Raw genomic sequence first — 25,097 nt, forward strand, 5'->3', positions numbered from 1 at the left:
CGTGGGCGCAGCGCAATGTAGGCCTATGCGCGAAAACATGTCAGAAAAATGGATCCATGTGCCAGTTTTGGGGCAAACTCCTTGCATTCTGACAGTTCGACAAGGCCTGCCCCATGACCTCTGCGTCCTCGGTTGATGAGCAACGATTTCGTAAACTCCTGAGCCGCAATATCAGCCTGCCGTTGGGGCTGGGCCTTATCAGCGCGGTGTTCTTCGTTTCGCTGATCACCTATCTGCTGTCGACGATCCAGTGGGTGGAACACACCGACCGGGTGATCAATAACGCCAATGAAGCGGTCAAGCTGACCGTGGACCTGGAGACCGGGATGCGCGGTTTCCTGCTCAGTGGCGACGAGCACTTCCTCGACCCTTACGAAACCGCCAAGCCGCGGATTGCCGTGGCCCTCAACACCTTGCTCGAGCTGACCGCCGACAACCCGGTGCAGACCGACCGCTTGCTGCGTTTGCAGGCGTTGCAACAGGAGTGGGCCAGCTATGCGCAATCGTTGATCGATTTGCAGCGCAGCAGCGGTGATTATCGCTCGGTGGTGAAGGCCGGGCGGGGCAAACGCCTGACCGATGAAATTCGCACGCAGTTCGAGGAGGTGATCGACTCCGAACAACAGTTGCGCACCACGCGCAATGAAGAGGTGCGGCGCACCACTGTCTGGAGTATCAGCCTCTATCTGTTGTTCATTGCCGGCGTCAGTGGTTTGCTGGCGTATGTCGGGCGTCGCGATTTGCTCAGCCTTTCACAAAGCTACAGCGTCAGTCTCGCAGCCCAGCAAGCCAGTGCCCAGCGCCTGGAGCAACAGGCCTGGTTGCGCAACGGCCAGACCGAGCTCGCTGAGCAGGTGCTGGGACAGTTGAGCCTGAACCTGCTGGGTCGCAACATCCTGCAGTTTTGCGCGCAGTACCTCGGTACCGCCGTGGCGGCGATCTATGTTCGGGAAGACCACGGCGGTCTCAGACGCATCGCCAGCTACGGTTTTTCCCGCGAACAGGAAGAGCGCGAGCAGCAGATTTACAGCGATGAAGGCATTGTCGGTCAGGTGGCGCAGCAGGCGCGGCTGATTCGCCTGGACGAGGTACCGGGGGATTATTTCAAGGTCAGCTCCGGCCTCGGTGACGGTTTGCCGCGCAGTGTGCTGGTGGTACCGACCAGCGACGACGACCGGGTCAATGGTGTGATCGAGTTGGGTTTCCTGCGTCCGCTGGATGACCGCGATGTCGCGTTGCTGGAATTGATTGCCGGCAACATCGGCACGTCCATCGAGGCCGCACGCTATCGCCAGCGCTTGCAGGAAGTGTTGGCCGAAACCCAACAGCTCAATGAAGAGTTGCAGGTGCAGCAGGAAGAGCTCAAGACCACCAACGAGGAGCTCGAAGAACAGTCGCGGGTGCTCAAGGAGTCCCAGGCGCACCTGGAAACCCAGCAGGTGGAGCTGGAGCAGACCAACGAACAACTCGCCGAGCAGGCACAAGTGCTGGCTGAGCAACGCGACGCCATGGACCTGAAGAACTCCGAACTCAATCAGGCGCAGATCCAGCTCGAAGAGCGCGCGTTGGAATTGCAGCGTTCGAGCAAGTACAAGTCCGAATTCCTCGCCAACATGTCCCACGAGCTGCGCACGCCGCTCAACAGTTCGTTGATCCTGGCCAAGCTGCTGGCGGAAAACCCGGAAGAAAACCTCACGGCCGAGCAAGTGAAGTTCGCCGAGTCGATCTATTCCGCCGGCAATGACTTGCTCAATCTGATCAACGACATTCTGGACATCTCCAAAGTCGAGGCCGGCAAGCTGGAAATCCGTCCGGAGAACACCAGCGTGGCACGCCTGGTCGATGGCCTGCGGGGCCTGTTCCAGCCGTTGGCCATGGACAAGCACCTGGATTTCCAGGTGGACTTGCTGGACGGCGCGCCGCCGATGCTGTTCACCGACCGCCAGCGCCTGGAGCAAGTGCTCAAGAACCTGTTGTCCAACGCCGTGAAGTTCACTGAAAGCGGCAGTGTCAGCCTGTCCGTCGCTGCGGCGCCGAATGACGGCATCGCGTTCAGCATCCGCGATTCGGGGATCGGCATCGAGGCGGATCAACACGACAGCATTTTCGAAGCCTTCCGTCAGGCCGATGGCACCACCAATCGGCGCTACGGCGGTACCGGGCTGGGCTTGTCGATCTCCCGCGATCTGGCCGCGCTGCTCGGCGGTACCATCAGCGTGACCAGCAAACCGGGGCAGGGCAGTGTGTTTACCCTGGTCATGCCGCAGCAGTACGTGGAACCGGGCGAGGTGCCTGTCGAACCGATGCGGGCCGTTGCGGTGGCGGCTGTACCGAATGCAGTGCCGCCCACGTTGTCGCCATTGGTGGCCGAAGTCGACATTGCGCGTTTCGACGACGATCGCCACAAGGGGCCGTTCACCAGCCGCTGCATTCTGGTGGTGGAGGACGAGTCGAACTTTGCGCACATCCTCTACGATCTTGCCCATGAGCTGGGTTATCAGTGCCTGGTGGCCCATGGCGCCGACGAAGGCTACGACCTGGCCAAGGCCTTCATCCCCGACGCGATCCTGCTGGACATGCGGCTTCCGGATCATTCCGGCCTGACCGTGCTGCAACGCCTGAAGGAGCACGCCGAAACCCGGCACATCCCGGTGCATGTGATTTCGGTCGAGGACCGGGTCGAAGCGGCGATGCACATGGGCGCCATTGGCTATGCGGTCAAACCCACCACCCGCGAGGAACTCAAGGACGTATTTGCGCGCCTGGAGGCCAAGCTGACCCAGAAGGTCAAACGTGTACTGCTGGTCGAGGACGACGACCTGCAGCGCGACAGCATTGCCCGCCTGATCGGCGACGATGACATAGAGATCACCGCCGTTGGCCTGGCGCAGGAGGCACTGGACCTGCTGCGCGCGTCGGTCTTCGATTGCATGATCATCGACCTCAAGCTGCCTGACATGCTCGGCAACGACCTGCTCAAGCGCATGTCCACCGAAGACATCTGCTCCTTTCCACCCGTCATCGTCTATACCGGGCGCAACCTGACCCGCGATGAAGAGGCTGAACTGCGCAAGTATTCGCGTTCGATCATCATCAAGGGCGCGCGTTCGCCAGAGCGGCTTTTGGACGAGGTGACACTTTTTCTGCACAAAGTCGAATCGCAGTTGTCCCATGACCGGCAGAAGATGCTCAAGGTCGCCCGCAGTCGCGACCGGGTCTTCGAAGGACGCAAGGTGCTGCTGGTGGATGACGATGTGCGCAACATTTTCGCCCTCACCAGCGCGCTGGAGCAAAAGGGCGCAGTCGTGGTCATTGGTCGTAATGGCCGGGAAGCGATTGAACGACTCAATGAAGTGGAGGACATCGATCTGGTGTTGATGGACGTGATGATGCCGCAGATGGATGGCTTTGAAGCCACCGTTGAAATCCGCAAGGTCCCGCGTTGGCGCAAATTGCCGATCATCGCGGTGACGGCCAAGGCCATGAAGGACGATCAGGAGCGCTGCCTGCAAGCCGGCGCCAACGATTACCTGGCCAAGCCCATCGACCTGGACCGCCTGTTTTCGCTGATTCGCGTGTGGTTGCCGAAGATGGAACGCATCTAGTGGAGCGAAGCAGCGAAATCGAATTGCGCCTGTTGATCGAGGCGATTTACCTCAAGTACAGCTACGATTTTCGCGATTACTCCGGCGCGTCGATCAAGCGTCGGGTCAATCATGCGTTGAGTCAGTTCGAGTGCCAGACCATCTCGGCGCTGCAGGAAAAGGTCCTGCACGATCCGGCCGCTTTCATGCAACTGCTGCAGTTGCTGACCATTCCTGTCAGCGAGATGTTTCGTGACCCCTCGCACTTCCTGGCCATCCGCAAGGAAGTGGTGCCGCTGCTGCGAACCTACCCCTCGATCAAGATCTGGATCGCCGGATGCAGTACGGGGGAAGAGGTGTATTCGATGGCCATTCTGTTGCGCGAAGAGGGCTTGCTCGACCGTACCATCATCTACGCGACCGACATCAATCCGCGCTCTCTGGAAAAAGCCAAGCAAGGGATTTTCTCGATGGAGAACGTCCGTGCCTACACTGCTAATTACCAGCAGGCCGGTGGCCAGTGTTCATTTGCCGACTACTATACGGCGGCCTATGGGTACGCGATTTTCGACAAGACACTGCGCGAAAACGTGACCTTCGCCGATCACAGCCTGGCGACGGACAGTGTGTTCTCCGAAACTCAATTAATTTCATGTCGTAACGTATTGATTTATTTTAATAAAAAGCTTCAGGATCGAGCGTTCGGACTGTTTCATGAGTCCCTCTGTCATCGCGGATTCCTGGTGTTGGGCAGCAAGGAAACCCCGGATTTCTCGACTTTTGGCGATCAGTTCGAGCCGTTGGTCAAACAAGAACGGATCTATAGAAAAACATGAACAGTGCAACGAGCCTGCCAGCTATCGAAGCGATCGTGATCGGAGCCTCCGCCGGTGGCGTTGAGGCGCTGTTGAACATCCTCGGCCCGCTGCGCGAAGGTTTTGCGTTGCCGATCATTGTCGTGCTGCACCTGCCGGACGAACGCCGCAGCCAGCTGGCGGATGTGTTTGCCCGCCGGGTGGCCATGCCGGTGCTGGAGGCGTGCGACAAGACCTCGGTCGAGGCCGGCACGCTGTATTTCGCTGCGCCCGGTTATCACCTGTCGGTGGAGCGGGACCGCAGCTTTTCCCTGAGCCTGGAGCCTCGAGTGCATCATTCGCGTCCCGCCATCGATTACCTGTTCGAATCGGCTGCCGATGCCTACGGCGCCGGGCTCGTTGCAGTCTTGCTCACAGGCGCCAACCGCGATGGCGCGCACGGGCTGGCCCAGGTCAAACAGCGCGGTGGCATCACCATCGTGCAAGACCCGCAAGAGGCTCAGGTCGCCACCATGCCCCGGGCTGCGCTGGATATGCACCGGCCAGACCACATACTTTCTGTACGCGGCATCGGCCGTCTGCTTGTCGAGATGGAACGAATCGCATGCTGAGTAATATCCAGGCCAAACTGCTGATCGTGGACGATCTGCCGGAAAATCTGCTGGCGCTCGAAGCGCTGATCAGGCGTGAAGACCGGATTGTGTACAAGGCGCTGTCCGCCGACGAAGCCTTGTCACTGCTGTTGCAGCACGAATTCGCCATGGCCATCCTCGATGTGCAGATGCCTGGCATGAATGGCTTCGAACTGGCGGAGTTGATGCGCGGCACCGAAAAAACCAAGAACATCCCGATCGTTTTTGTCAGCGCCGCCGGGCGTGAAATGAACTACGCGTTCAAAGGCTATGAAAGCGGCGCCGTGGACTTCCTGCACAAACCACTGGACATCCACGCGGTCAAGAGCAAGGTCAATGTGTTCGTCGACCTGTATCGCCAGAGCAAGGCGATGAAGGAACAAGTGCTGGCCCTTGAGCAAAGTCGCCGCGAACAGGAAGCCCTGCTCGAGCAACTGCAGAACACCCAGCTGGAACTGGAGCAGGCGGTGCGCATGCGCGATGACTTCATGTCCATCGTCGCCCACGAAGTGCGCACGCCGCTCAACGGCCTGATCCTTGAAACCCAGCTGCGCAAGATGCACCTGGCCCGGGACAACGCCGCCGCCTTCACCCTGGACAAGATGCACGCCATGGTCGACCGCGACGAGCGGCAGATCAAAAGCCTCATTCGCCTGATCGAGGATATGCTCGATGTCTCGCGCATTCGCACCGGCAAGCTGTCGATCCGACCGACACGGTTCGATCTTTCGACGCTGGTTCGCGATTTGCTGCACAACTTTTCCCGGCAGATCGACGCCGCCGAGACGTCGGTCAGCCTCGATGCCGAGCAACCGGTGATCGGAAACTGGGATGAATTTCGTATTGAACAGGTCATATCCAACCTGTTGACCAATGCCTTGCGCTACGGGGCCAAGAGCCCGGTCTCGGTGAAGGTATACAGTGAAGGAGGCCTGGCGCTGGTAGACGTGCGCGACCAGGGGATCGGGATCAGCGAAGAAAACCAGACGCGCATATTCCAGCAGTTCGAGCGCGTATCGGCCAGGCAGGCCGTCGCCGGACTGGGTCTGGGATTGTTTATTTCAGAACAGATCGTGACCGCCCATGGCGGTACAATTACCGTCCAGAGCCGGATTGGCGAGGGCGCCTTGTTTCGCGTTTGTCTGCCGCTGTAGGAAAACAGCCAGATAAACGCAACCTCTGATCGACCCCACGGTCGTATCAGCAGCAATTGACCGAACAAAGGCTTCCCATGAGCGAAGATGCACAAGACGTAGTACTCGTTGTCGAGGACGATCCCTCGATTCTGATGGTGCTGTCCGCTTACCTGTCGGGCGAGGGTTATCGCGTATTGCAGGCCGAAAACGGCGAACAGGCTTTTGAAATCCTGGCGAGCAAACCCCACCTGGACATGATGATCACCGACTTCCGCCTGCCCGGTGGAATCTCCGGCGTGCAGATCGCCGAACCCGCCGTGAAGCTGCGACCGGAACTCAAGGTGATCTTCATCAGCGGCTATGCCCAGGAAATCCGCGAGACCGACAGCCCGATCACGCGCAAGGCGCCGATCCTGGACAAGCCATTCGATCTGGATAAGTTGCAGGAACTGATGCAGGACATGCTTTCGTAAGCATTCAGGCGCTGATCATCTCCCGCACCTTCGCCGTCAACAGGTCGAAGGTGAACGGCTTGGTGATCATCTGCATGCCCGGATCGAGGAACCCGCCGCGCACGGCGGCGTGCTCGGCGTAGCCGGTGATGAACAGCACCCTGAGATCGGGCCGCAGCTGCCGGCCGATTTCCGCCAGTTGCCGGCCGTTCATGCCGGGCAGGCCGACATCGCTGATCAGCAGGTCGATGCGCTGGGCCGAATCGAGTATCGGCACCGCGCTATCGCCATCACAGGCTTCGACGAAGTCATAACCCAGGTCGCTCAACACCGTGCTGACCAGCACTCGTACCGCCGGATCGTCCTCGACGATCAATACCGTCTCGCCATTGTTGGCGAAGGGCGAGTGTCCGACATTGACCGGATGCTCCTGAGGCAGATCACCCCCGAAGCGTGGCAGAAACAGACTCACCGTGGTGCCTTCGCCGACTACGCTGTGGATGACGACATGACCGCCTGACTGCTTGCTGAAGCCATAGATCATCGACAAACCCAGCCCGGTGCCCTGGCCGATGGGCTTGGTGGTGAAGAAGGGGTCAAAGGCGCGGTTGACGATGCTTTGCGCCATGCCGCAACCGGTGTCGGTGACGCTGAGCACGACGTAGTCACCGGCATCGAGATTGCTCTGGGACTGAGCAAAGTCCTCGTCAAGGTGCCGGTTCGAGGTAGAGACCACCAGCCTGCCGCCATTGGGCATGGCATCGCGGGCGTTGATCACCAGGTTGAGCAGGGCGCTTTCCAGTTGATTGGGGTCGGCTTCGGCCACCCACAGTTGTTCATCGAGTTGCATGTCCAGGCGAATGCTTTCGTTGATGCTGCGTTGCAGCAGTTCATCCATGGAGATCACCAGGGCGTTCATTTCCACGGGTTTGGAATCCAGCGACTGGCGGCGGGAAAACGCCAGCAGGCGGTGAGTCAGGGCGGCCGCGCGGTTGGCCGAGGTCACCCCCAGGTCGATCAGGCTGTCCAGATCTTCGGTACGGCCTCGGGCCAGGCGTCGACGCAACAATTCCAGGCTGCCGATGATGCCGGTCAGCATGTTGTTGAAGTCATGGGCGATACCGCCGGTGAGCTGGCCGACGGCTTCCATTTTCTGCGACTGGCGCAGCGCCTCTTCGTTGTGACGCAGTTGCGCGGTGCGCTCTTCCACCTGCTGTTCAAGGGTTTCGAGGGTGTTTTGCAGGCGCAATTCACTCTGGCTCAGGTCGATCAGCCGATCCCTGGCCTCGTACTGTCGTCGCCGTCCGCGCAAGGCGGTGGTGACCAGACTGATCAGTGTGATCGGGTGAAAGGGCCGTTCGAGGAAGGTGACATTGCCCAATTGCGGACCGAAACGGGATGCCGGATTCTGTTGCGGGCCACCATGGTGGGTCATCAACACGATCGGCAGGTCCGACCACGCGGGCTGTTGTTCAATCAGCCGGATCAGCGGTTCGAGATCACGACCCAGCAGCGCTTCGCTGGAAATCAGCAGCAGGCCGGCACCGAGTTCCAACTCGGCGCACAGCCCTGGCAGGTCCTGGCTGATCACCCCGTGAAACCCGGCTTCGTTGAGCATCATCAAGGCAATCTGGCTGTCACGCCCTCGCGGCGCAAGGATGAGGGTGCGCTCGGGTGTCGCCAGCAGCGCGGTCACCGGATATCTTCCGCAAGCAAGGGGTTGCTGGCCCCGAGATAGGTGGGCACCCCGCGCAGTACGCCCTGGAAGGCTTCCAGCGGTTCACCGATGGTCATGCCCTGGGCGCTGATGCGGTATTCACGGATGGTCGATTCATGGCTGCCGGTGCGTTTCTTGATGATCGAAATGGCCCGGCGTACCTTGCCCAGGGCCTCGAAGTAACGCAGCAAGATCACCGTATCGGCCAGGTAGGTGATGTCGACCGGGGCCTGCATGTCGCCGACCAGGCCATGCTGGGCCACCGTCATGAAGGTCGCGGCGCCTTTTCGATTGAGGTACAGCAACAACTCGTGCATGTGCAGCACCAGGGCGTTCTCTTCCGGCATTGCCGCCTGATAGCCATTGATGCTGTCGATCACCACGGTTTTGATATTGCCTTCGTCGACACAGCGCCGGACCCGGTGGGAGAACTCGCCGGGAGACAGCTCGGCGGCGTCCACCTGTTCGACCAGCAGATTGCCGCTGTCTTGCAGGGCCTGCAAATCGATGCCGATGTTCTTCATGCGCTCGTACAGCAACCCCAGCTCTTCATCGAAGATGAACAGCGCGGCTTTTTCACCCCGGGCCACCGCCGCGGCGGCGAACACCATTGAGATCAGTGATTTGCCGGTCCCGGCCGGACCGAGAATCAAAGTGCTGGAACCGGTTTCGATACCGCCGCCCAGCAGCGCATCCATTTCCCGGATGCCACTGGTCAATTGCTGGCGCAGGTACTGACCGCGATGTTCGGCGGCCACCAGACGCGGAAATACATGCACGCCGTCGCTGGCGATGGTGAAGTCATGAAAGCCGCCCCGGTATTTCTGGCCGCGGTACTTCACCACGCGCACGCGCCGTCGCTCGGCACCGTAATTGGGCGTCAACTCTTCCAGGCGAATCACGCCGTGGGCGACGCTGTGCACGGTCTTGTCCAGTGACTCGGTGGTCAAGTCGTCGAGCAGCAAGACCGTGGCGTCATAACGCACGAAATAATGTTTGATGGCCAGAATCTGCCGACGATAACGCAGCGAGCTTTGTGCCAGCAGGCGAATTTCGGAAAGGCTGTCCAGGACGACGCGGGTCGGTTTGACCCGCTCGACCACTTCGAAAATCTGCCGGGTGGCCTCGCCCAGTTCAAGGTCGGAGGAATACAGCAGCGTCTGCTGCTGTTCGGCATTGAGCAGGTTTTCCGGAGGCGTCAGCTCGAAGATGTGGACGTTGTCGTCCATCTCCCAACCATGGGACAAGGCGCCCTGGCGCAGCTCGCGTTCGGTTTCGGACAGCGTGATGTACAACGAGCGCTCGCCGGCTTGCGCGCCGGCCAACAGGAAGTGCAGCGCCACGGTAGTCTTGCCGGTTCCCGGTTCGCCTTCCAGTAGAAACACATGACCGCGGGACAATCCTCCATCGAGGATATCGTCAAGGCCTTCGATACCGGTGGCCGCCTTGGTACGGTTCAATTCGTTGATTAGAGACAAATAAGAGTCCTCTTGTGGCCAGGAACAATGAGGCAGCCACTTGCAAGAGCCGCAACGGGCTGCCTTTTCACTTGACCCCTGGCCCGGACGAGCGTTCAACCTTTTTTGTATTCAGAGCCCCTGCTGCAACGACGGATCATCAGGGTTCATCTGTTCGAGCTGTGCGGTCAGGATCTGCACGTTTTGCAGCTGCCCGCTTTCCTTCCAGTAGTTGATCAGCAGCACCCGTGCCTTGCGATCGTTCGGATGGCGCTGAACGATTTCCTGCAACTGTATCTGCGCCGCTTCGAGTTCCTGCTCACCGCGCAACGTGGTCGCCAGGTCGTAGCGGTAATCCCGGTTATCCGGCTCAAGCTCAACGGCCTTGGACAGGCCGAGCAGGGCGAATTCGCTTTGGTCGTGATGCAGTAGCCAGAGCCCCAGGGCATGTTGCAGATACGCCGAGTTGGGCTGTGCCTGCAGTTGCCTGGCCAATAGTTGCCGGGCGGCGTCGTTCTGGCCCTGTTTGTCCAGCACTTCGATTTGCAGCACCAGCGCCGGCAGGTTGTCCGGCGCCAGGCGCAGGGTATTGTCCAGCGCCTGTTGCGCTTGCTTGAGTTCGGCGTTGTGCAGGTGCAGCCGGGCCAGCTGATATTGGTTTTCGGCGCTTTGCGGCTCGCTCTTGAGCACCAGCTCCCAGGCATCGATGGCTTGCTCCAGCGGCCCGAAATACAGGCCGAGTTCGTCCGGGGACAACCCCAGCAGCGCATTGATTGCCGCCAGCCGCACGCTCTGTTCGCTGTCGTCGAGCAATGGCCCCAGCAAAAGACTGCGCTGGCCGTTCGGTACCAGGGCGCTGACGCTCCTGATCGCGGCGATACGCACTTCGGGCGACTCGTTCTGCAAGTCGGCATCCGCCAGTTTCAGGGCCACCGAGCTTGGATAATTGGGCAGCTCGGCATGCAACCAGACACGGCGCTTGGGGGACAGGTCCGGACGCTTCAACTGCTGATAGAGCACCCGCGCAGCACCTGGTTGACCGCCCCGGGCCGCTGCCAGCGCTTCGCTGTAACCGTGCTTGATGGCTTCGGGAACCACCGGGGTGGTATCGCGCAGGGAAAACCATGCAAGGCCGATGACGAGCAGGGCGAAGAGGCTGATAAACAGATAGCGGCGGGACTGGGACATGCAAAAAATCCGGGAGATGAGGCATCAGCAAAAGAGTGCCAGCTTCGATCAGTCTGGGAAGGGAGTCAAACCTGTGTGGCTCTGAGATGCCGTCACCATGTTCCTGGTGGGCGGTTCAGTAGCGTTTTTTACAAGTCGTTTACCGTGACAGTGCGTAGCCTCGCGAGAACTGAGTCAACTGAAACGGAAAATCCCGAGTGCCTCTCCCTCCTAGCGTCACAAGCATCAGACATGCGCCATCCACAACCTCTTTATCCTGCGATCAAATGAATAGAACGTTGGTTTTCGACGAGGTCCGGCATACCGAGAACACGCCCCTGGTTCTGCACAGGTCCGGTCGTGCACCTGCAAGGTCCACGGGCACTAATGCCGATATTCCACCCCCAATGCTCGCACGCAACGCCTTCGAAGATCGCTTCACCAGTCAGGATGATCTCGAACAGCAGTGGTCAGAACTCAAGGCGCAATTGCAGACGGCGTCTCTTACCGAGCAAGAAGTACTAGCTGTTCTGAGAAGCGGTATTTTGCAAACGAACACTGGCAAAGCCATTGCCGATCTATTTGCAGCCGCAATGTTACGTTCGATCCGACCATTGGGGTCGACGACCGACGATCGTTTGAAAACAATAGTTGATGTGGTTTGTCATTTGCCGCCCGGCCAATGGCAGTCGGAGCTGGGTGAAAACATTGGGTTTACGAGTGGACAAAACACCGAGCGGGTGATTGGCTTTATCCAGTCTCAGCTGGATCGTTCAACAGCGCTGGTGAATGAACGAATCGCAAACAACGAGTTGCTTACAGACTCTCAGTGGACGGCTCTCAAGCAAATTACACAGCAAGCCCGGACCTATATTCGTCGTTCAGGTGAAAGCGCCCTGATGATGCTTGAAGACGCGTGCGTTGTTCGGCCTTCTCCCAAGGACGCGCATCAGCAGTTGGTCAAGTTCCTTGATGAACTGCGCAGGCCGCTACAAAGCGAGCGAGTGCGCTGGCCGAACCGCTTTGCGATAGAGGTCGAGGCGATCTGCAATCAGCTTAAACCCGCTGAAGAGTATAAACAGACTTGGCAGGAGTGGCTGATCGACCCCCGCTGGCTGGAAAGCCCGCTCGAGCCACCGAATTCATTTTCAACGCCGATAAACTCATCGGAACCCGCGCAAGATGCAAAGCCAACCACCGACAAATCCACGCCTCTGCTATCGACCTTGCAGGCATTCGAGCGCAACGCCGACTTTTACTTGAACGTCAGCACAAAAGGCTCGAGCATTCCCGAGGGCTTTGCTGCCAGGCTTTTGTGGGCCTGCAATGTGCTGGATTCGTTCGGGGCGTTGAGATTGGACAGCAGGCATATTGCAATCGGTCGACCGGCTTCGACACAAGACGACCAGACGAGCAGGGGGGCAACCGAAGATCTGCCGGCATCCTCGGTTGATTTGTCGGGACATCAACCCGATGCCGCCTCCCATTCGTTCGAACAGTTTGCTGCGCAGTTGGACGGCGTTTTAACCCGGGCCATCAACAGCATTACGCCCTGGAACAGCGCTTATGCCGCAGAGCTGGCAGAGGTTAAAGTTCTGCTGAATGAAAAAGTCTACAGCCCGACAACCGAAGCTCTGCCATCCGATTCATTCTGGTCCGGTATGCCCGACATGGACGCATTGGGAAATCAACTGGGTAATTGGCTGAGTGCAATGAGTGGGCGTTTGCTCAGCACGGGCGTCGCGGTCCTGAGCCGAACGGGAGACTTGATAGAGCGCAATTCGCGTGGTGCCGTGGGAGTCTTTGCTGCCTACGTGGCGATCAGCAACCTTTACATCAGTTGGCATCTGCCTGCCAATGACGAAACTGCCGAAGCAAGACAATCGAACTCAAAACCGGACTTTGAACCTGATGAAGCATTCGTTGTTCATGAAAATACAATAGAGGGCATCACTGAGCTCCTTGATGAACAGCCAGACTTTGCAGACAGGGTTCTACAGCGTATCAGCGAATCCGACTATCTTGATCCGGGCGACGATCCACAACTGATAGAAGATATCGAGGCGCTTTTAAAGCAGACCGTCCAGGGTAGTGCCGATGTAACTTACCAGGATTATCTCGAAGAAATTATCCAGTTGGCGGCTGCCGATGCTCACGAAGAATTCGAGGAGTTCGAGGAATATTCAGGAGGAGGTTCAACCACGGAGCATGCTTCAGCTCAGTTGGAAACTGATGACATCCATGGTGTCGTACGCAGGAAACGAAGCCTGGGCGGTAACATGCAAACCAATGAAAAAGGCGTATCCGCACATGCTTCTGCTCGTTGGCTAGTCGAGGCGGGACAACACTCATTAAACGCTCGCGCAACAGGTCGCCCGGACGAGGAAATAGCTCCTGGTATGACGATTGGTCAGGCAGCTGACAGATTCATCAATACGCTTGAAGGCCTGCAAAAGGTTTCCGATCCTTCAGTTTTTATACGGACAGTCATCGAGGAAACCATTGCTGGTTCGAATCTGCCGAAGGACATAAAGTCAACGCTGAATTATAAAACCAAATTCACAGTTTGGTTTCGAGGGTTGCCAGAGAAGCACACGCCTGGAGAGCATATTAGGAAAAGATATAATCTGGCACAATTATTTGCGGGGCAACATAAAAAAGAAGCGAACGGCAAATCAATTACCATATCGTGGCCTGATCGTTACACGTCGCAGTTTATTGCGCAAGTTGATGAGATGGATCTTCTGGAATTGTATAACGAGCACGCGCAGGGAATACTTTCACAGCCAGATGTTTTTGATTTTTGGAGGGTTGGCAAGCAAAAAGAACTGGAACGCGCCCTGAAAGTATTCCTGCAGGAAGGTAAGGGCACGGCGCAAAACAAGAATATTGCAAAGAAGTTTCTTGATGGCAAGATCAAGGCGCAAACGATCTCGATTCGTGATGGTGGTCTCAGTACTCCTCACAAAGTGAGTAACGCCGTTTATTTGCAAGACTGGAGTAATTCAGGGGGGTTGTTCGTTTTTTTGGGTGGGAACAGCACGGTGATCGAGCACCCTCCCGAATTGAGACAAAGAACGAAGTCAATCGAGCAGTTTCCAGAGCTGCGAGGTAATTTGTCCATGCGAATTGCTCTGAATGAACTTTTGGGGCGGGGCGAATATGACTTCAAGTACAGCCTGGGTTTTATCGATCCTGAAAAATTAGAACTGGAACCATTGGATTTTTTTAACATATTTAACCTTCCTTCATTTTTCGCAAAAAAGATAGATGGAAAGTTATCCTATGAACCTATTCTGTTTGGATGGCCAGACAGTGATGTCGAAGCGATTTATGAGGAGCTTTACAAAAGACAAGGTGATCAGGTCAAGGCTGCCATAGACACGTTGACCTCAACCTTCGCCGAGCGCATGACAGATGCCATTTTGGCATTGGTGTCCGATGCACTTGCCATGCTGTCGATGTGCACCGCATTTATTCCTGGCCCTGGTGCTCTAGCAGCGGGAATGTCGATGTTGTTAGGCTTTGGCTCGGTAGGGGCAACTTATGTACGAGGTGAACTGGAGGACGATCCGGGCCTGGCAGCGCAACACAAGGCCAATGCGTTACGTGGAGCCATTTTCGAACTTGTCGGGCCATTTATAGGGAAAGTGGCTGGTAAAGCTATTCCCAAGTCTTCATACAAAAAAATTGGCAATGAAGTAATCGAGCGGATGGCTTCGTCAGGGCGTGTGTCAGATGATGTAGCTAAATATTTATCGGAAAAAAAGCCAAAAAATCCCATTCTGGAAGCAGTAAAAAAAATACCTAGATGGGTCGCTCCTGTGGAGAAGGATATCTTGGAGATACTTTCAAAGGTTGACTGGAAGTTTATAAATCATCGAACTGCAAACAAGTTTATGCGATTGAATCGTGGACCGAAGGTTGCGCAAAAATTAATGGATAGAACAGGGGTGACGTATTTTGGTGGGCCATCAAAGGGTTATGTGTATAGGGGGGTCGTCATGCGAGGGGATATGCGTCCGCCAAGCGAAATTTTTGAGGAGGGCTTCAAGTTGCGCAAGGAATATACGGATATAAAGCAGATTAATGGAATGCAGGGTGGTTTTGGCGGAGATGCAAACGCACTTGGTCTGGACGGGAAGGGAATATCAACCTCTGCTTATTACAGTGGTGGTAGACTGGGGGCGGCTTATTATGGGGGCAAAAGAGGAGGATATACGTATGTCGTTGATGGTCGAGATATAGAAGGTTTTCATATGTATTATAATAAAGAGCTGGCAACTAATCCTGGTTCAAAACTTAGGAAAAAGGCCTACGAAATCAACTACCCAAATGACATTCCGCCGGAAAAAATACTAGGCGCTTATGACGCTAACAAGATCTTCTACCCCAACCCAACAGCCATCGGCAGAAGTGTTGCACTAAGCACTCCTAAACATGGTTCAAATGTTAAACTTCCGATGCAGAAAGCAGCAACTAATAGTACAGGCATTACTTTCCCTCTGAGCGGCGAGCGAGCCAACCAATAAACCTGAATATCGCCTCGGCAGGGATTCCTGTCGAGGCGCCGCACAAATGACTACGCTTGCTGGAGACAGTCCGACAGGCTTTCCCATGCAAGCGCTGCTGCAATACTTCAAAGCGATGCTCAACCCCGGCCCCGGGGTGTTGCTGTTTGCCTTGCGAACCATCGCGGCCGGTTTGTTGACCCTGTACCTGGCGTTTTTGTTCGATCTGGACCAACCCAAGTGGTCGATCATGGCCGTGGTCATCATCAGCCAGCCACTGGGCGGCATGGTGCTGGCCCGCAGTTTTGGCCAGGTGATCGGCACCACGTTGGGGGCAGCCGTGGCGGTGTTGATCATGGCGATCTTTCCCCAGGCTCCGCTGCCGTTCATCACCACCCTGGCATTGTGGCTGGCGTTGTGCACCGCCGGTGGCACCTTGTTGCGCTATACCAGTTCCCAGGCATTTGTCCTCAGCGGCTACACCGCCGTGGTGGTGGCCTTGCTGGCGGTGCCGGATCAGGACGGCATGTTTCTGCTGGCGGTGACCCGCGTCACCGAGACCTTGCTGGCGGTGGCCTGCGTGTGTCTGGTCAGCCTGCTGACCGCCAGGCCTGAAACCGTCGCCCGTGACTACTTCGCCAGGATCGACCAGATCACCCGGTTGCTGGCCACCCATGCCAGTGCCGTCATCCGCACCGAAGAGAGCGAAGCCGATTTCCAGCAGCGACAAATGCAGTTATTGGGCCAGATCAGCGGTCTGGAGGGCGTGCGCCGGCACATGTACTTCGATGCGCCGCGGTTGCGCAGTGCCAACGGCCTGGTGCAACTACTGGGCAACCAATTGGTGTTGTTGACCGCGCGGTTGACAGCCCTGCGCCACCAGCGGCTGCTGTTGACCGAGCGTTGGGAGGGCGAGTTGCCCGAGGAAATTCAACGTTTGCGGGCCGAAGAACTGGCGTTTCTCGATGAGCTGGCGCGGGAGGGGCGTTCGCTGTCCAGTGACAAGCGCCATCATTTCACGTCGTTGCAACAACGCTTTGATGAGCTGGCCTACAGAGCCGAACAATTGACCGAGCCGTTGCCGGCCACCTTGCGCTCGCTGGCCTGGTCACTGCGCTGGGAGCAGGCTCGCCTGCTGCAGCAGCTGGAGCAGATTCTGGAATTGAGTGACGCCATCCAGAGCGGGCGACCGGCCAGCAGCGTGTTTCGCGGGCGGGAAAATCCGCTGCATCTGGACTTCACCCTGGCGACCATGAATGCCATCCGGGCTTTTTCCGCGCTGTTGATTTGCGGCTTGATCTGGATCGAAACCGGCTGGGACGGTGCGCGGGGCGGGATGGTGCTGGTGGGCATCCTTTGCTCGCTGATGTCGACCTTTCCGAGGCCGCTGCTGGCCGTGCAAAGCTACGCGAGGGGATTTGGGCTGGCACTGCTGGCCTCGGCGCTCCTGCAGTTCATGTTCGTGCCGATGATCAGCAATTTCGAGATGCTTGCCTTGCTGTTGGCGCCCTTGCTCTATGCCGTTGCGGTGGGGCTGGCCAGTCCGGCCACGACAGGCACTGGCATTGGTCTGGGACTCACGACGTTTCTGCTGCTCGGTCCGTTGAACGTAGGGATCGGTCAAAACACCGCCATCCAGTGGTTCGAATTTGCCGGGGCCTATACCTGCGCGACCGTGCTGGCGTTGAGCGTCTATGCGCTGATCTTTCCGTTCAGGCCGGATTTGCGCATGGGGCGGCTCTATAAAGAGAACGGCGAGCAGGTGTACGCCTTGCTGAAAACCGCGCCGACCGATGAACAGCAATTTGCTTTCGAGAGCCGCATGGTTGATCGCCTGACCATGATGCTGGGGCTGCTGCCGGCAACGCAGGAGCCACAATCCCATGAGCGGTTTCAAGTCAGCCTGGCCTGCATGGCGCTGGGGATTGCCTTGAATCAGCTCAGACAGCAGGGGCAGAACAACGCACTGTTGAGTCCGGATCTGCAAAGTCGCCTGTTTTCCACCGTCCGGGAAACGGGCAGGCTGGTCGCCGGCCGGCCCGGGGTCGAAGTGGCACAGGTGCTCGATAGCCTGCACGCCCTGGGCGACGAACTGGATGCCCTGCATACCGATGTCCATGAGCGCTTGTGGTCAGTGTTCCGTATGCGCGTGGCGCTGTTGATCGTGGTGTCGTTCGTCGAGCGTTATCGCGGCTACTTTCAACCCTCCGGCATTGAAGGAGACCCTGTCCTTGCCCATTGATCTGGAAGTGGGTGGCGCCTATTTGCCCCCGATTGCCCAGGCGTTGCTGCTGGGTTTGCCGATTTTCCTGCTGCTGGACTGGGTGCTGCGGCGCTTCGGTGTGCTGCAGTTCGTCTGGCATGAGGCCTTGTTCGAAGGCGCGTTGTACGTCTGCGTCTGCGCCACCTTGATACTGGTGATGGGAGTCTGATGCCTTGAAGAACATCCTTCCCCGACTCACGACGCTGGCGGTGGTACTGCTGGCCTTGGTCCTGGGCTGGTTCGCCTGGGAGCATTACACCCGTGCCCCCTGGACCCGGGATGCCCGGGTGCGTGCCGATGTGGTGACCTTGTCCGCCGATGTCTCGGGGCGAATCGTCAGCCTGGCCGTGCAGGACAACCAACATGTGAACAAGGGTCAGGCGCTGCTGGAGATCGATCCGGCGCGTTACACGCTGGCGGTGGAGCATGCCAAGCGTGCCGTCGAGGTGTCGAAAGCCTCGCTCGGGCAGGCCCAGGCGTCCATTACCGCCAGCGAGGCATTGCTCAAGCAACGTCAAAGCGAGGAGCAACGGCGGCGCACGCTCAAGGACCGTTCGGCGATTTCCGGCGAAGAGTGGGAAAAAGCCAACACCGATGTGTCGGTGGCCCAGGCGGATCTGCTGCGAAATCAGGCCAACCTGGTGTTGGCCCAGGCCAACGTGCAACTGGCCATCGCGGCCTTGACCCAATCGGAGCTCGATTTGCAGCGCACCCATGTCGTCTCCCCGGTGACGGGCTATGTCACCAACCTGCTGACCCGGGAGGGCGACTACGCCTCGGCCGGGGGGCCACTGCTGGCGCTGGTGGACAGCGATTCGTTCTATGTCAGCGGTTACTTTGAAGAAACCAAGTTGCCGCGGATCGGCGAGGGCGACCGGGTCAGGATCGAGTTGATGAGTGGCGAAACCTTCGGCGGCAAAGTGCAGAGCATTGCCTTTGCCATTGCCGACCGGGAAAACCTGCCGGGCGGTCGTCTGTTGGCCAACATCAACCCCAGTTACACCTGGATCAAACTGGCGCAGCGGGTGCCGGTGCGGATCGAGATCGATGCCGACTATGCCGGTAAAGACAAACTCAGGGCGGGGACCACGGCCACCGTGACCGTCCAGGAAAACCAAAAACCCAAAGACCAACAATAACCGCCCTCTGTAGGAGCGAGCTTGCTCGCGATGGTCGTTAACGATACCGCGTGCTTACCGACTAAACGCCGCGCTCTTGAGTCCATCGCGAGCAAGCTCGCTCCTACAAGAAAATTCATTGCCTTTTAAAAGGCAAAAAAAGCCCCGCGACCGAATGAGACGCAGGGCAAAGGAATTGGTTGGTTGCGGCCAACCAAAGGAGCGCCTTAAACCATCGGGCTAATTGCTGGCGACCGTCTCGGGCTGCCAGCCGCCCCCGAGGGCCTTGTAGATGGCGACGATGCCGCGATACAAATCGACTTCGGCCTGGGCCTGGGTGTCTTCAGCCGCCAGGCGTTCACGCTGGGCGTCGAGCAGCACGAGGAAATCGGCGGTGCCTTCGCGGTAGCGAATCTCGGCGAGATCGGCTGCGGAACGGCTGGACTCGCTCTGGCGAATCAGCGAGATCAGGCGCTGCTGGCGCTTGCCGTAGTCGCTGAAAGCGTTTTCCGACTCTTCCAGGGCCAGCAACACTTGCTGTTCGTAAGTCGCCAGTGCGCCTTCGGCATCGGCGTCGGCGGCGCGCAAACGGGCGCGCACGCTGCCCAGGTCGAACGCCGCCCAGGTGATGCTCGGGCCCAGCGCCCAGGCGTTGGCCGCCGAGGAGCCGATTTGCGATCCACGCCCGGCGGTGAAGCCAAGGAAGCCGCTGAGGCTGACTTGCGGGAACAGGTCGGCCTTGGCCACGCCGATCCGCGCCGTGGCCGACGCCAATTGGCGCTCGGCACTGCGAATGTCCGGCCGGCGTTGCAGCAGTTCACCCGGATCACCGATCGGCAAGGCTTTGGCAATCGCCGGCAAGTCTTTCGGGCTCAGGTCCACGGTCAGCTTGTCCGGACGCTCCCCCAGCAGCGTGGCGATACGGTTCCTCTCCCGAACCTGTTCGGCCTGCAATTGCGGCACGCTGGCTTCGACCGACGCCAGTCGCGCATCGGCACGTTCCACATCGAGTTGATCGCCGACACCGGCATCACGCAGGTTGATGGTGATCTTGCGCGACTCCTGCTGGTTCTCCAGGTTGGCCAGGGCGATCTTTTCCCGCAGTTGCGCGCCGCGCAGTTGACCGTAGGCATCCACCAGTTCGGCAATCATGCTCACCTGCAGCTGGTACAGATCGGCTTCAAGCGACTGTTGCTCGGCATTCGCTGATTCCAGGTTGCGCTGGATACGGCCAAACAGGTCGATCTCCCAGGCCATGTCCAGGCCCAGGTCGTAGCGTTCGCTGTTGACCCGGTCGGTGGTCTGGCCAGGAATCTGGCCCTTGCCCAGGTCACTGCTGACACGGCTGGTGACGACCGGCAAGTTGTCGTTGCTGATGTCATCGCGGATCGCCCGTGCGGCTTTCCAGCGGGCAAAAGCGACGCGCAAATCACGGTTGCCCTTGAGCGATTGCGTCACCAACTGGTTGAGGGTCGGGTCTTCGAACTGCTGCCACCAGATGCCTTCGAAACGCGAGCGGTCAAAGTTCTTCTGGCCGGCGGCGCCGTCGGTGGCGGCCGTGATGTTGGCCGCCTCGGTGTTGGGCGTCTGGTAATCCGGACCCACGGCACAGGCACTCAAGGCCAGGACCAGCAGGCTCGGCAGGAAGGCTTTCAAACTCATCAGTGCGACTCCAGCTTCAGGGCGACCTTGGCGGCTTTGCGCGCCTGGCCACGCTCGACAAAGTTACGAATCAATACGTAGAACACTGGCGTCAACAACAGACCGAAGAAGGTCACCCCGAGCATCCCGGAGAACACCGCCACACCCATGGCGTGACGCATTTCGGCACCGGCACCGCTGGAGAACACCAACGGCACAACCCCCATGATGAACGCGAAGGAGGTCATCAGGATCGGCCGCAGACGCAGACGGCAAGCTTCCAGTACCGCGGCCAGCGGGTTGAGGCCCTCCAGCTGCTTGTCCTTGGCGAACTCGACGATCAGGATCGCGTTCTTGCACGCCAGGCCCACCAGTACGATCAGGCCGATCTGGGTGAAGATGTTGTTGTCTCCGCCGGAGGCGATCACACCGGTGATGGCCGACAGCAAGGTCATCGGTACGATCAGGATCACCGCCAGTGGCAGACTCCAGCTTTCGTACTGCGCCGCCAATACCAGGAACGCCAGCAGGACGCAGAGCGGGAACACGAACAACGCGGTGTTGCCGGACAGGATCTGCTGGTAGGTCAGGTCGGTCCATTCGTAGGTCATGCCGTTCGGAAGTTCTTCCTTGAGCAGTTTCTCGATGGCTTTTTCGGCCTGGCCGGAGCTGTAGCCGGGGGCTGCCGCACCGTTGATTTCAGCGGTGATGAAGCCGTTGTAGTGCATCACGCGGTCAGGGCCCGAGGTGTCGCTGACCTTGATGAAGGTCGCCAGCGGGATCATCTCGCCTTTGTTGTTACGCACTTTCAATTGGCCGATCTGGTCGGATTCGAGGCGGAACTGCTGTTCGGCCTGAACGTTGACCTGATAGGTGCGCCCGAAACGGTTGAAGTCGTTGGCATACAGCGAACCCAGGTAGATCTGCAGGGTGTCGAAGATGTCGCTGACGGCCACGCCGTGGGTCTTGGCTTTTTCCCGGTCGATGGCGGCATCGACCTGCGGCACGTTCACCGTGTAGCTGGTGAACAGGCCGGCCAGTTCCGGCACATTGTGGCTCTTGGCGATGATGTTCATGGTTTCCTTGTACAGCTCGTCGTAACCCAGGTTGCCCCGGTCTTCGATCTGCAGGCGGAAACCACCAATGGTGCCCAGGCCTTGCACCGGCGGCGGCGGGAAGATCGCCATGTAGGCTTCCTGGATGTTCGCGTACTGGCCGTTCAAGGCACCGGCAATCGCACCGGCGGACATGCTAGGGTCTTTACGCTCGTCGAACGGTTTGAGGGTCACGAACACGATGCCGGCGTTCGGGCTGTTGGTGAAACCGTTGATCGACAGGCCAGGGAAGGCCACCGCGCTTTCCACGCCAGGCTGTTTCAGGGCCAGGTCGGACATGCGCTTGATCACGTCTTCGGTGCGGTCCAGGCTCGATGCGTCCGGCAGTTGCGCGAAGGCCACCAGGTATTGCTTGTCCTGGCCGGGTACGAAACCGGTCGGGGTGCTGGAGAAACCGAAGAAGGTCAGGACCATCAGGCCGGCGTACAGCAGCAGGGCGATGCCGCTTGAGCGGATCACACGGGCAACGGTGCCGACGTAACCATGGCTGGCCTTCTCAAAGAAACGGTTGAACGGACGGAACAGCCAGCCGCCAAACATCTTGTCCAGCACCCTGGAAAAACGGTCTTTCGGTGCGTCATGGCCCTTGAGCAACACAGCAGCCAGCGCCGGCGACAGGGTCAGGGAGTTGAAGGCCGAGATCACCGTGGAAATCGCAATGGTCAGGGCGAACTGCTTGTAGAACTGCCCGGTCAGCCCAGAGATGAACGCAGCAGGAACGAACACCGCACACAGCACCAGCGCCGTGGCAATGATGGGACCGGTCACTTCACGCATGGCGCGCTTGGTGGCTTCAATCGGGGTCAATCCGAGCTCGATGTTCCGCTCGACGTTCTCCACCACCACGATGGCGTCGTCCACCACGATACCGATGGCCAGTACCAGGCCGAACAGTGACAGGGCGTTGAGCGAGAAACCGAACAGGTGCATCACGGCAAAGGTACCGATCAGCGAAACCGGCACGGCCACCAACGGAATGATCGAGGCGCGCCAGGTCTGCAGGAACAGGATCACCACCAGTACCACGAGGATCAGTGCTTCGAAGAGGGTGTGCACCACCGCCTCGATGGAGCCGCGCACGAAGATCGTCGGGTCATAGACGATGCTGAAGTCCATGCCTTCGGGGAAGCTCTTCTTCAGCTCGGCCATTTTTGCCCGGACTTCGTTGGAGATCTCGATGGCGTTGGAGCCCGGGCGCTGGAAGATCGGGATCGCCACCGCCGGCTGATTGTTCAGCAGCGAACGCAGGGCGTACTGGCTGGAACCCAGCTCGACGCGAGCGATGTCCTTGAGGCGAGTGATTTCACCATTGTCGCCAGAGCGAATGATGATGTTCTCGAACTCTTCCTCACTGACCAGGCGGCCCTGCGTGTTGACCGACAGCTGGAAGCTTTGGGCATTCGGGGCAGGGGGTGCACCCAAGGCACCGGCGGCCACCTGGCGGTTCTGTTCACGAATGGCGGTGACAACGTCAGTGGCGGTCAGGTTGCGCGAAGCGGTCTTGTTCGGGTCGAGCCAGACCCGCAGCGAGTAGTCGCCCATGCCGAACAGTTGCACGTCACCGACACCGCCCAGTCGCGCCAGCTCATCCTTGATGTTGAGGATCGCGTAGTTGGACAGGTACAGCATGTCGTAGCGTTTGTCCGGCGAGGTCAGGTGCACCACCATCGTCAGGTCCGGCGATGCCTTGTCCACGGTGATACCGATGCGCGTCACTTCCTCGGGAAGTTTCGGCTCGGTCCGGGTCACGCGGTTCTGCACCTGCACCTGCGCGTTGTCCAGGTCGGTACCCAGGGCAAAGGTGATGGTCAGGGTGATCTTGCCGTCGGCGGTCGACTGCGAGGACATGTACAGCATGTTCTCCACGCCGGTGATGGCCTGTTCCAGGGGAGCGGCCACGGTTTCACCGATGACTTTCGGGTTGGCACCCGGGAAGTTGGCGCGCACCACCACGGTCGGCGGCACCACTTCCGGGTATTCGCTGATCGGCAACTGGAACAGCGAGATCGCACCGGCGATCAGAATCAGCAGCGACAGCACCGCTGCGAAGATCGGCCGCGAAATGAAGAATTGGGAAAAATTCATCGTAAAAATCCCTTAACCGCGTGGGGTCGTGGCAGCCAGTTTCACAGCCGTGCCCGGCGCGACCCTGGCGGGCGCGACTTGGGGCAGGTTGCTGGCTTCCAGCGCTTGGCGTTGTTGTGCGAGTGCCGCGAGGGTTTGTTCGCTGGCCATCGGAATCACTTCAGGGGTGACCGGTGAGCCGGGACGTACCCGTTGCAGGCCCTTGACGATGATGGTGTCGTCCTTGTTCAGGCCGCTGCGCACGATGCGCAAACCTTCGATCTTCGGCCCCAGTTCCACCGCGCGGTAGGCGGTCTTGTTGTCGCCGTCCATCACGATCACGAACTTCTTGCCCAGGTCGGTACCCACCGCTTCATCGTTGATCAGCATGGCGCTGTAGGTGCCGCTGCCCACCAGTTTCAGGCGTGCATACAGGCCCGGGGTGTAGCTGCCATCGCTGTTGTCGAACACGGCGCGGCCACGGATGGTGCCGGTCTTGGGGTTGACCTGGTTGTCGACGAAGTTCATCACGCCCTGGTGCGGGTTGCCGTCTTCATTGGACAGGCCCATATACACCGGGGTGGTGGCGCCGCGTTTGCCCTGGCGAGCGAGCTCGGTGTACTTGAGGAACACACGCTCGTCCGCGTCGAAGTAGGCATAGACCTTGTCGGTGGAGACCACGCTGGTCAACGGCGTGGTGTCGGCCGTCACCAGGTTGCCGGCGGTGATTTCCGCACGGCTGACACGGCCGCTGATCGGTGCGGTGACGCGGGTGAAGCTCAGGTTCAGTTTGGCCAGGTCAAGCTGCGCTTGCAGGGCACCGACAGCGGCGCGGGCTTCCTGGGCAGCGCTGGTGCGCGAGTCGGCCAGCTCGGCGGAAATGGCGTTGCTGGTGCGCAGGCGTTCACCGCGCTGGGCTTCGTTTTCGCTACGGGTGGCATTGGCGCGCGATTGTGCAACCAGGGCTTCGAGGCGGCGGACCTCAGCCTGGAACGGACGCGGGTCGATCTGGAACAGCAGGTCGCCTTTCTTGACCAGGGCACCTTCAGTGAAGGCCACTTCATCGATCTGGCCGGAGACCCGTGGACGAATCTCGACCGTTTCCGGCGCTTCCAGGCGCCCGGTGAATTCGTCCCACTCGTTGACCGGTTGTTCCAGCACCTTGGCCACGCTGACCTTGGCTGCTGGCATCGTGGCGGCGGTTTCCGGGGCCTTGCCGCAAGCGCTGATCACCACGACGGCCAACAAAGCCAACGGGAAGCGCAAATGTTTGAATGACTGTTCCATGGATGCATCCGCCAATGTATTGAGATTGGCGAATGATGCGCGGCGGGTTTGTATCTCACGAATCGAATGGGGCGAAGGTAACTATCATTCGGAATGATATAAGACCCGAGCCAGCCCTCTAGATTGCACCTTTGATTA

The 25,097-nt window shown here is 58.8% G+C and carries 15 protein-coding genes; 9 read left to right on the forward strand and 6 right to left on the reverse strand.

What is annotated here, in order from left to right; translation table 11 throughout:
* The first annotated feature begins 113 nt into the window (after nucleotides 1–113).
* The 5 genes from BSF40_RS21955 (at nucleotide 114) to BSF40_RS21975 (ending at nucleotide 6,640) form a co-directional block, all read left to right on the forward strand.
* Entirely contained in the window at nucleotides 114–3,605 is a 3,492-nt protein-coding gene (locus BSF40_RS21955; protein WP_095966719.1) for a response regulator, read from the forward strand.
* Nucleotides 3,605–4,420, forward strand: coding sequence for a protein-glutamate O-methyltransferase CheR (locus BSF40_RS21960; protein ID WP_095966720.1), 816 nt, complete (start codon nucleotides 3,605–3,607; stop codon nucleotides 4,418–4,420). The genes BSF40_RS21955 and BSF40_RS21960 overlap by 1 nt, the downstream gene beginning before the upstream one ends.
* The gene (locus BSF40_RS21965) at nucleotides 4,417–5,010 is read left to right on the forward strand and encodes a chemotaxis protein CheB (protein WP_095966721.1); all 594 of its coding nucleotides are present in this window, start codon (nucleotides 4,417–4,419) and stop codon (nucleotides 5,008–5,010) included. Before BSF40_RS21960 ends, BSF40_RS21965 begins: the two co-directional genes overlap by 4 nt.
* Complete coding sequence (locus BSF40_RS21970; protein WP_095966722.1) at nucleotides 5,004–6,185, forward strand: hybrid sensor histidine kinase/response regulator; 1,182 nt, start codon at nucleotides 5,004–5,006, stop codon at nucleotides 6,183–6,185. Before BSF40_RS21965 ends, BSF40_RS21970 begins: the two co-directional genes overlap by 7 nt.
* Before the next feature lie 77 nt (nucleotides 6,186–6,262).
* A complete protein-coding gene (locus BSF40_RS21975) occupies nucleotides 6,263–6,640 on the forward strand; it encodes a response regulator (RefSeq protein WP_007970583.1) in 378 nt (125 codons plus the stop codon).
* 4 nt (nucleotides 6,641–6,644) lie between these two features.
* Here BSF40_RS21975 and BSF40_RS21980 read toward each other — a convergent pair whose 3' ends face one another.
* The 3 genes from BSF40_RS21980 to BSF40_RS21990 all read right to left on the reverse strand — a co-directional run bounded on the left by BSF40_RS21980 (nucleotide 6,645) and on the right by BSF40_RS21990 (nucleotide 10,981).
* Nucleotides 6,645–8,315, reverse strand: coding sequence for a response regulator (locus BSF40_RS21980; protein WP_095966723.1), 1,671 nt, complete (start codon nucleotides 8,313–8,315; stop codon nucleotides 6,645–6,647).
* Nucleotides 8,312–9,814 carry an ATPase domain-containing protein gene (locus BSF40_RS21985; protein ID WP_095966724.1) on the reverse strand — a complete coding sequence of 501 codons (1,503 nt, stop codon included), beginning with the start codon at nucleotides 9,812–9,814 and terminating at the stop codon, nucleotides 8,312–8,314. Before BSF40_RS21985 ends, BSF40_RS21980 begins: the two co-directional genes overlap by 4 nt.
* Nucleotides 9,815–9,925: 111 nt before the next feature.
* Nucleotides 9,926–10,981 carry a tetratricopeptide repeat protein gene (locus tag BSF40_RS21990; protein ID WP_095966725.1) on the reverse strand — a complete coding sequence of 352 codons (1,056 nt, stop codon included), beginning with the start codon at nucleotides 10,979–10,981 and terminating at the stop codon, nucleotides 9,926–9,928.
* 386 nt (nucleotides 10,982–11,367) lie between these two features.
* Here BSF40_RS21990 and BSF40_RS21995 point away from each other — a divergent pair, with 386 nt between their 5' ends.
* From BSF40_RS21995 to BSF40_RS22010, 4 genes are all read left to right on the forward strand, one after another.
* Nucleotides 11,368–15,492: a hypothetical protein gene (locus tag BSF40_RS21995; protein WP_141249777.1), complete on the forward strand. Its 4,125-nt coding sequence runs from the start codon at nucleotides 11,368–11,370 to the stop codon at nucleotides 15,490–15,492.
* Between the two features lie 85 nt (nucleotides 15,493–15,577).
* The gene (locus BSF40_RS22000; protein WP_095966727.1) at nucleotides 15,578–17,713 is read left to right on the forward strand and encodes an FUSC family protein; all 2,136 of its coding nucleotides are present in this window, start codon (nucleotides 15,578–15,580) and stop codon (nucleotides 17,711–17,713) included.
* Nucleotides 17,703–17,903, forward strand: coding sequence for a DUF1656 domain-containing protein (locus BSF40_RS22005; protein ID WP_095966728.1), 201 nt, complete (start codon nucleotides 17,703–17,705; stop codon nucleotides 17,901–17,903). The genes BSF40_RS22000 and BSF40_RS22005 overlap by 11 nt, the downstream gene beginning before the upstream one ends.
* Nucleotides 17,904–17,907: 4 nt before the next feature.
* Nucleotides 17,908–18,873, forward strand: a complete 966-nt coding sequence (locus BSF40_RS22010) for an HlyD family secretion protein (RefSeq protein WP_095966729.1) — start codon at nucleotides 17,908–17,910, stop codon at nucleotides 18,871–18,873.
* Nucleotides 18,874–19,092: 219 nt separating this feature from the next.
* Here BSF40_RS22010 and BSF40_RS22015 read toward each other — a convergent pair whose 3' ends face one another.
* Genes BSF40_RS22015 through mexE form a run of 3 tightly spaced genes read right to left on the reverse strand, consistent with a single transcriptional unit; the run spans nucleotide 19,093 to nucleotide 24,959 of the window.
* Nucleotides 19,093–20,514 (reverse strand): efflux transporter outer membrane subunit, encoded by a 1,422-nt coding sequence (locus BSF40_RS22015; protein ID WP_095966730.1) that lies wholly within the window; start codon nucleotides 20,512–20,514, stop codon nucleotides 19,093–19,095.
* Complete coding sequence (locus BSF40_RS22020; RefSeq protein ID WP_095966731.1) at nucleotides 20,514–23,693, reverse strand: efflux RND transporter permease subunit; 3,180 nt, start codon at nucleotides 23,691–23,693, stop codon at nucleotides 20,514–20,516. The genes BSF40_RS22015 and BSF40_RS22020 overlap by 1 nt, the downstream gene beginning before the upstream one ends.
* Before the next feature lie 12 nt (nucleotides 23,694–23,705).
* Nucleotides 23,706–24,959, reverse strand: coding sequence for a multidrug efflux RND transporter periplasmic adaptor subunit MexE (gene mexE, locus BSF40_RS22025; RefSeq protein WP_095966732.1), 1,254 nt, complete (start codon nucleotides 24,957–24,959; stop codon nucleotides 23,706–23,708).
* Nucleotides 24,960–25,097 lie beyond the last annotated feature (138 nt).

It is taken from the genome of Pseudomonas sp. ACN5, from assembly GCF_002303975.1.
Lineage (GTDB): Bacteria > Pseudomonadota > Gammaproteobacteria > Pseudomonadales > Pseudomonadaceae > Aquipseudomonas > Aquipseudomonas laurylsulfatiphila.

Excerpts from the sequence above, each read along its gene's own strand:
- BSF40_RS21970 (WP_095966722.1), top strand. The coding sequence starts at position 5,004 with ATGCTGAGTAATATCCAGGCCAAACTGCTGATCGTGGACGATCTGCCG.
- BSF40_RS22000 (WP_095966727.1), top strand. The coding sequence starts at position 15,578 with ATGCAAGCGCTGCTGCAATACTTCAAAGCGATGCTCAACCCCGGCCCC.
- mexE (WP_095966732.1), bottom strand. The coding sequence starts at position 24,959 with ATGGAACAGTCATTCAAACATTTGCGCTTCCCGTTGGCTTTGTTGGCC.
- BSF40_RS21955 (WP_095966719.1), top strand. The coding sequence starts at position 114 with ATGACCTCTGCGTCCTCGGTTGATGAGCAACGATTTCGTAAACTCCTG.
- BSF40_RS21990 (WP_095966725.1), bottom strand. The coding sequence starts at position 10,981 with ATGTCCCAGTCCCGCCGCTATCTGTTTATCAGCCTCTTCGCCCTGCTC.
- BSF40_RS21995 (WP_141249777.1), top strand. The coding sequence starts at position 11,368 with ATGCTCGCACGCAACGCCTTCGAAGATCGCTTCACCAGTCAGGATGAT.
- BSF40_RS22020 (WP_095966731.1), bottom strand. The coding sequence starts at position 23,693 with ATGAATTTTTCCCAATTCTTCATTTCGCGGCCGATCTTCGCAGCGGTG.
- BSF40_RS21965 (WP_095966721.1), top strand. The coding sequence starts at position 4,417 with ATGAACAGTGCAACGAGCCTGCCAGCTATCGAAGCGATCGTGATCGGA.
- BSF40_RS21975 (WP_007970583.1), top strand. The coding sequence starts at position 6,263 with ATGAGCGAAGATGCACAAGACGTAGTACTCGTTGTCGAGGACGATCCC.
- BSF40_RS22015 (WP_095966730.1), bottom strand. The coding sequence starts at position 20,514 with ATGAGTTTGAAAGCCTTCCTGCCGAGCCTGCTGGTCCTGGCCTTGAGT.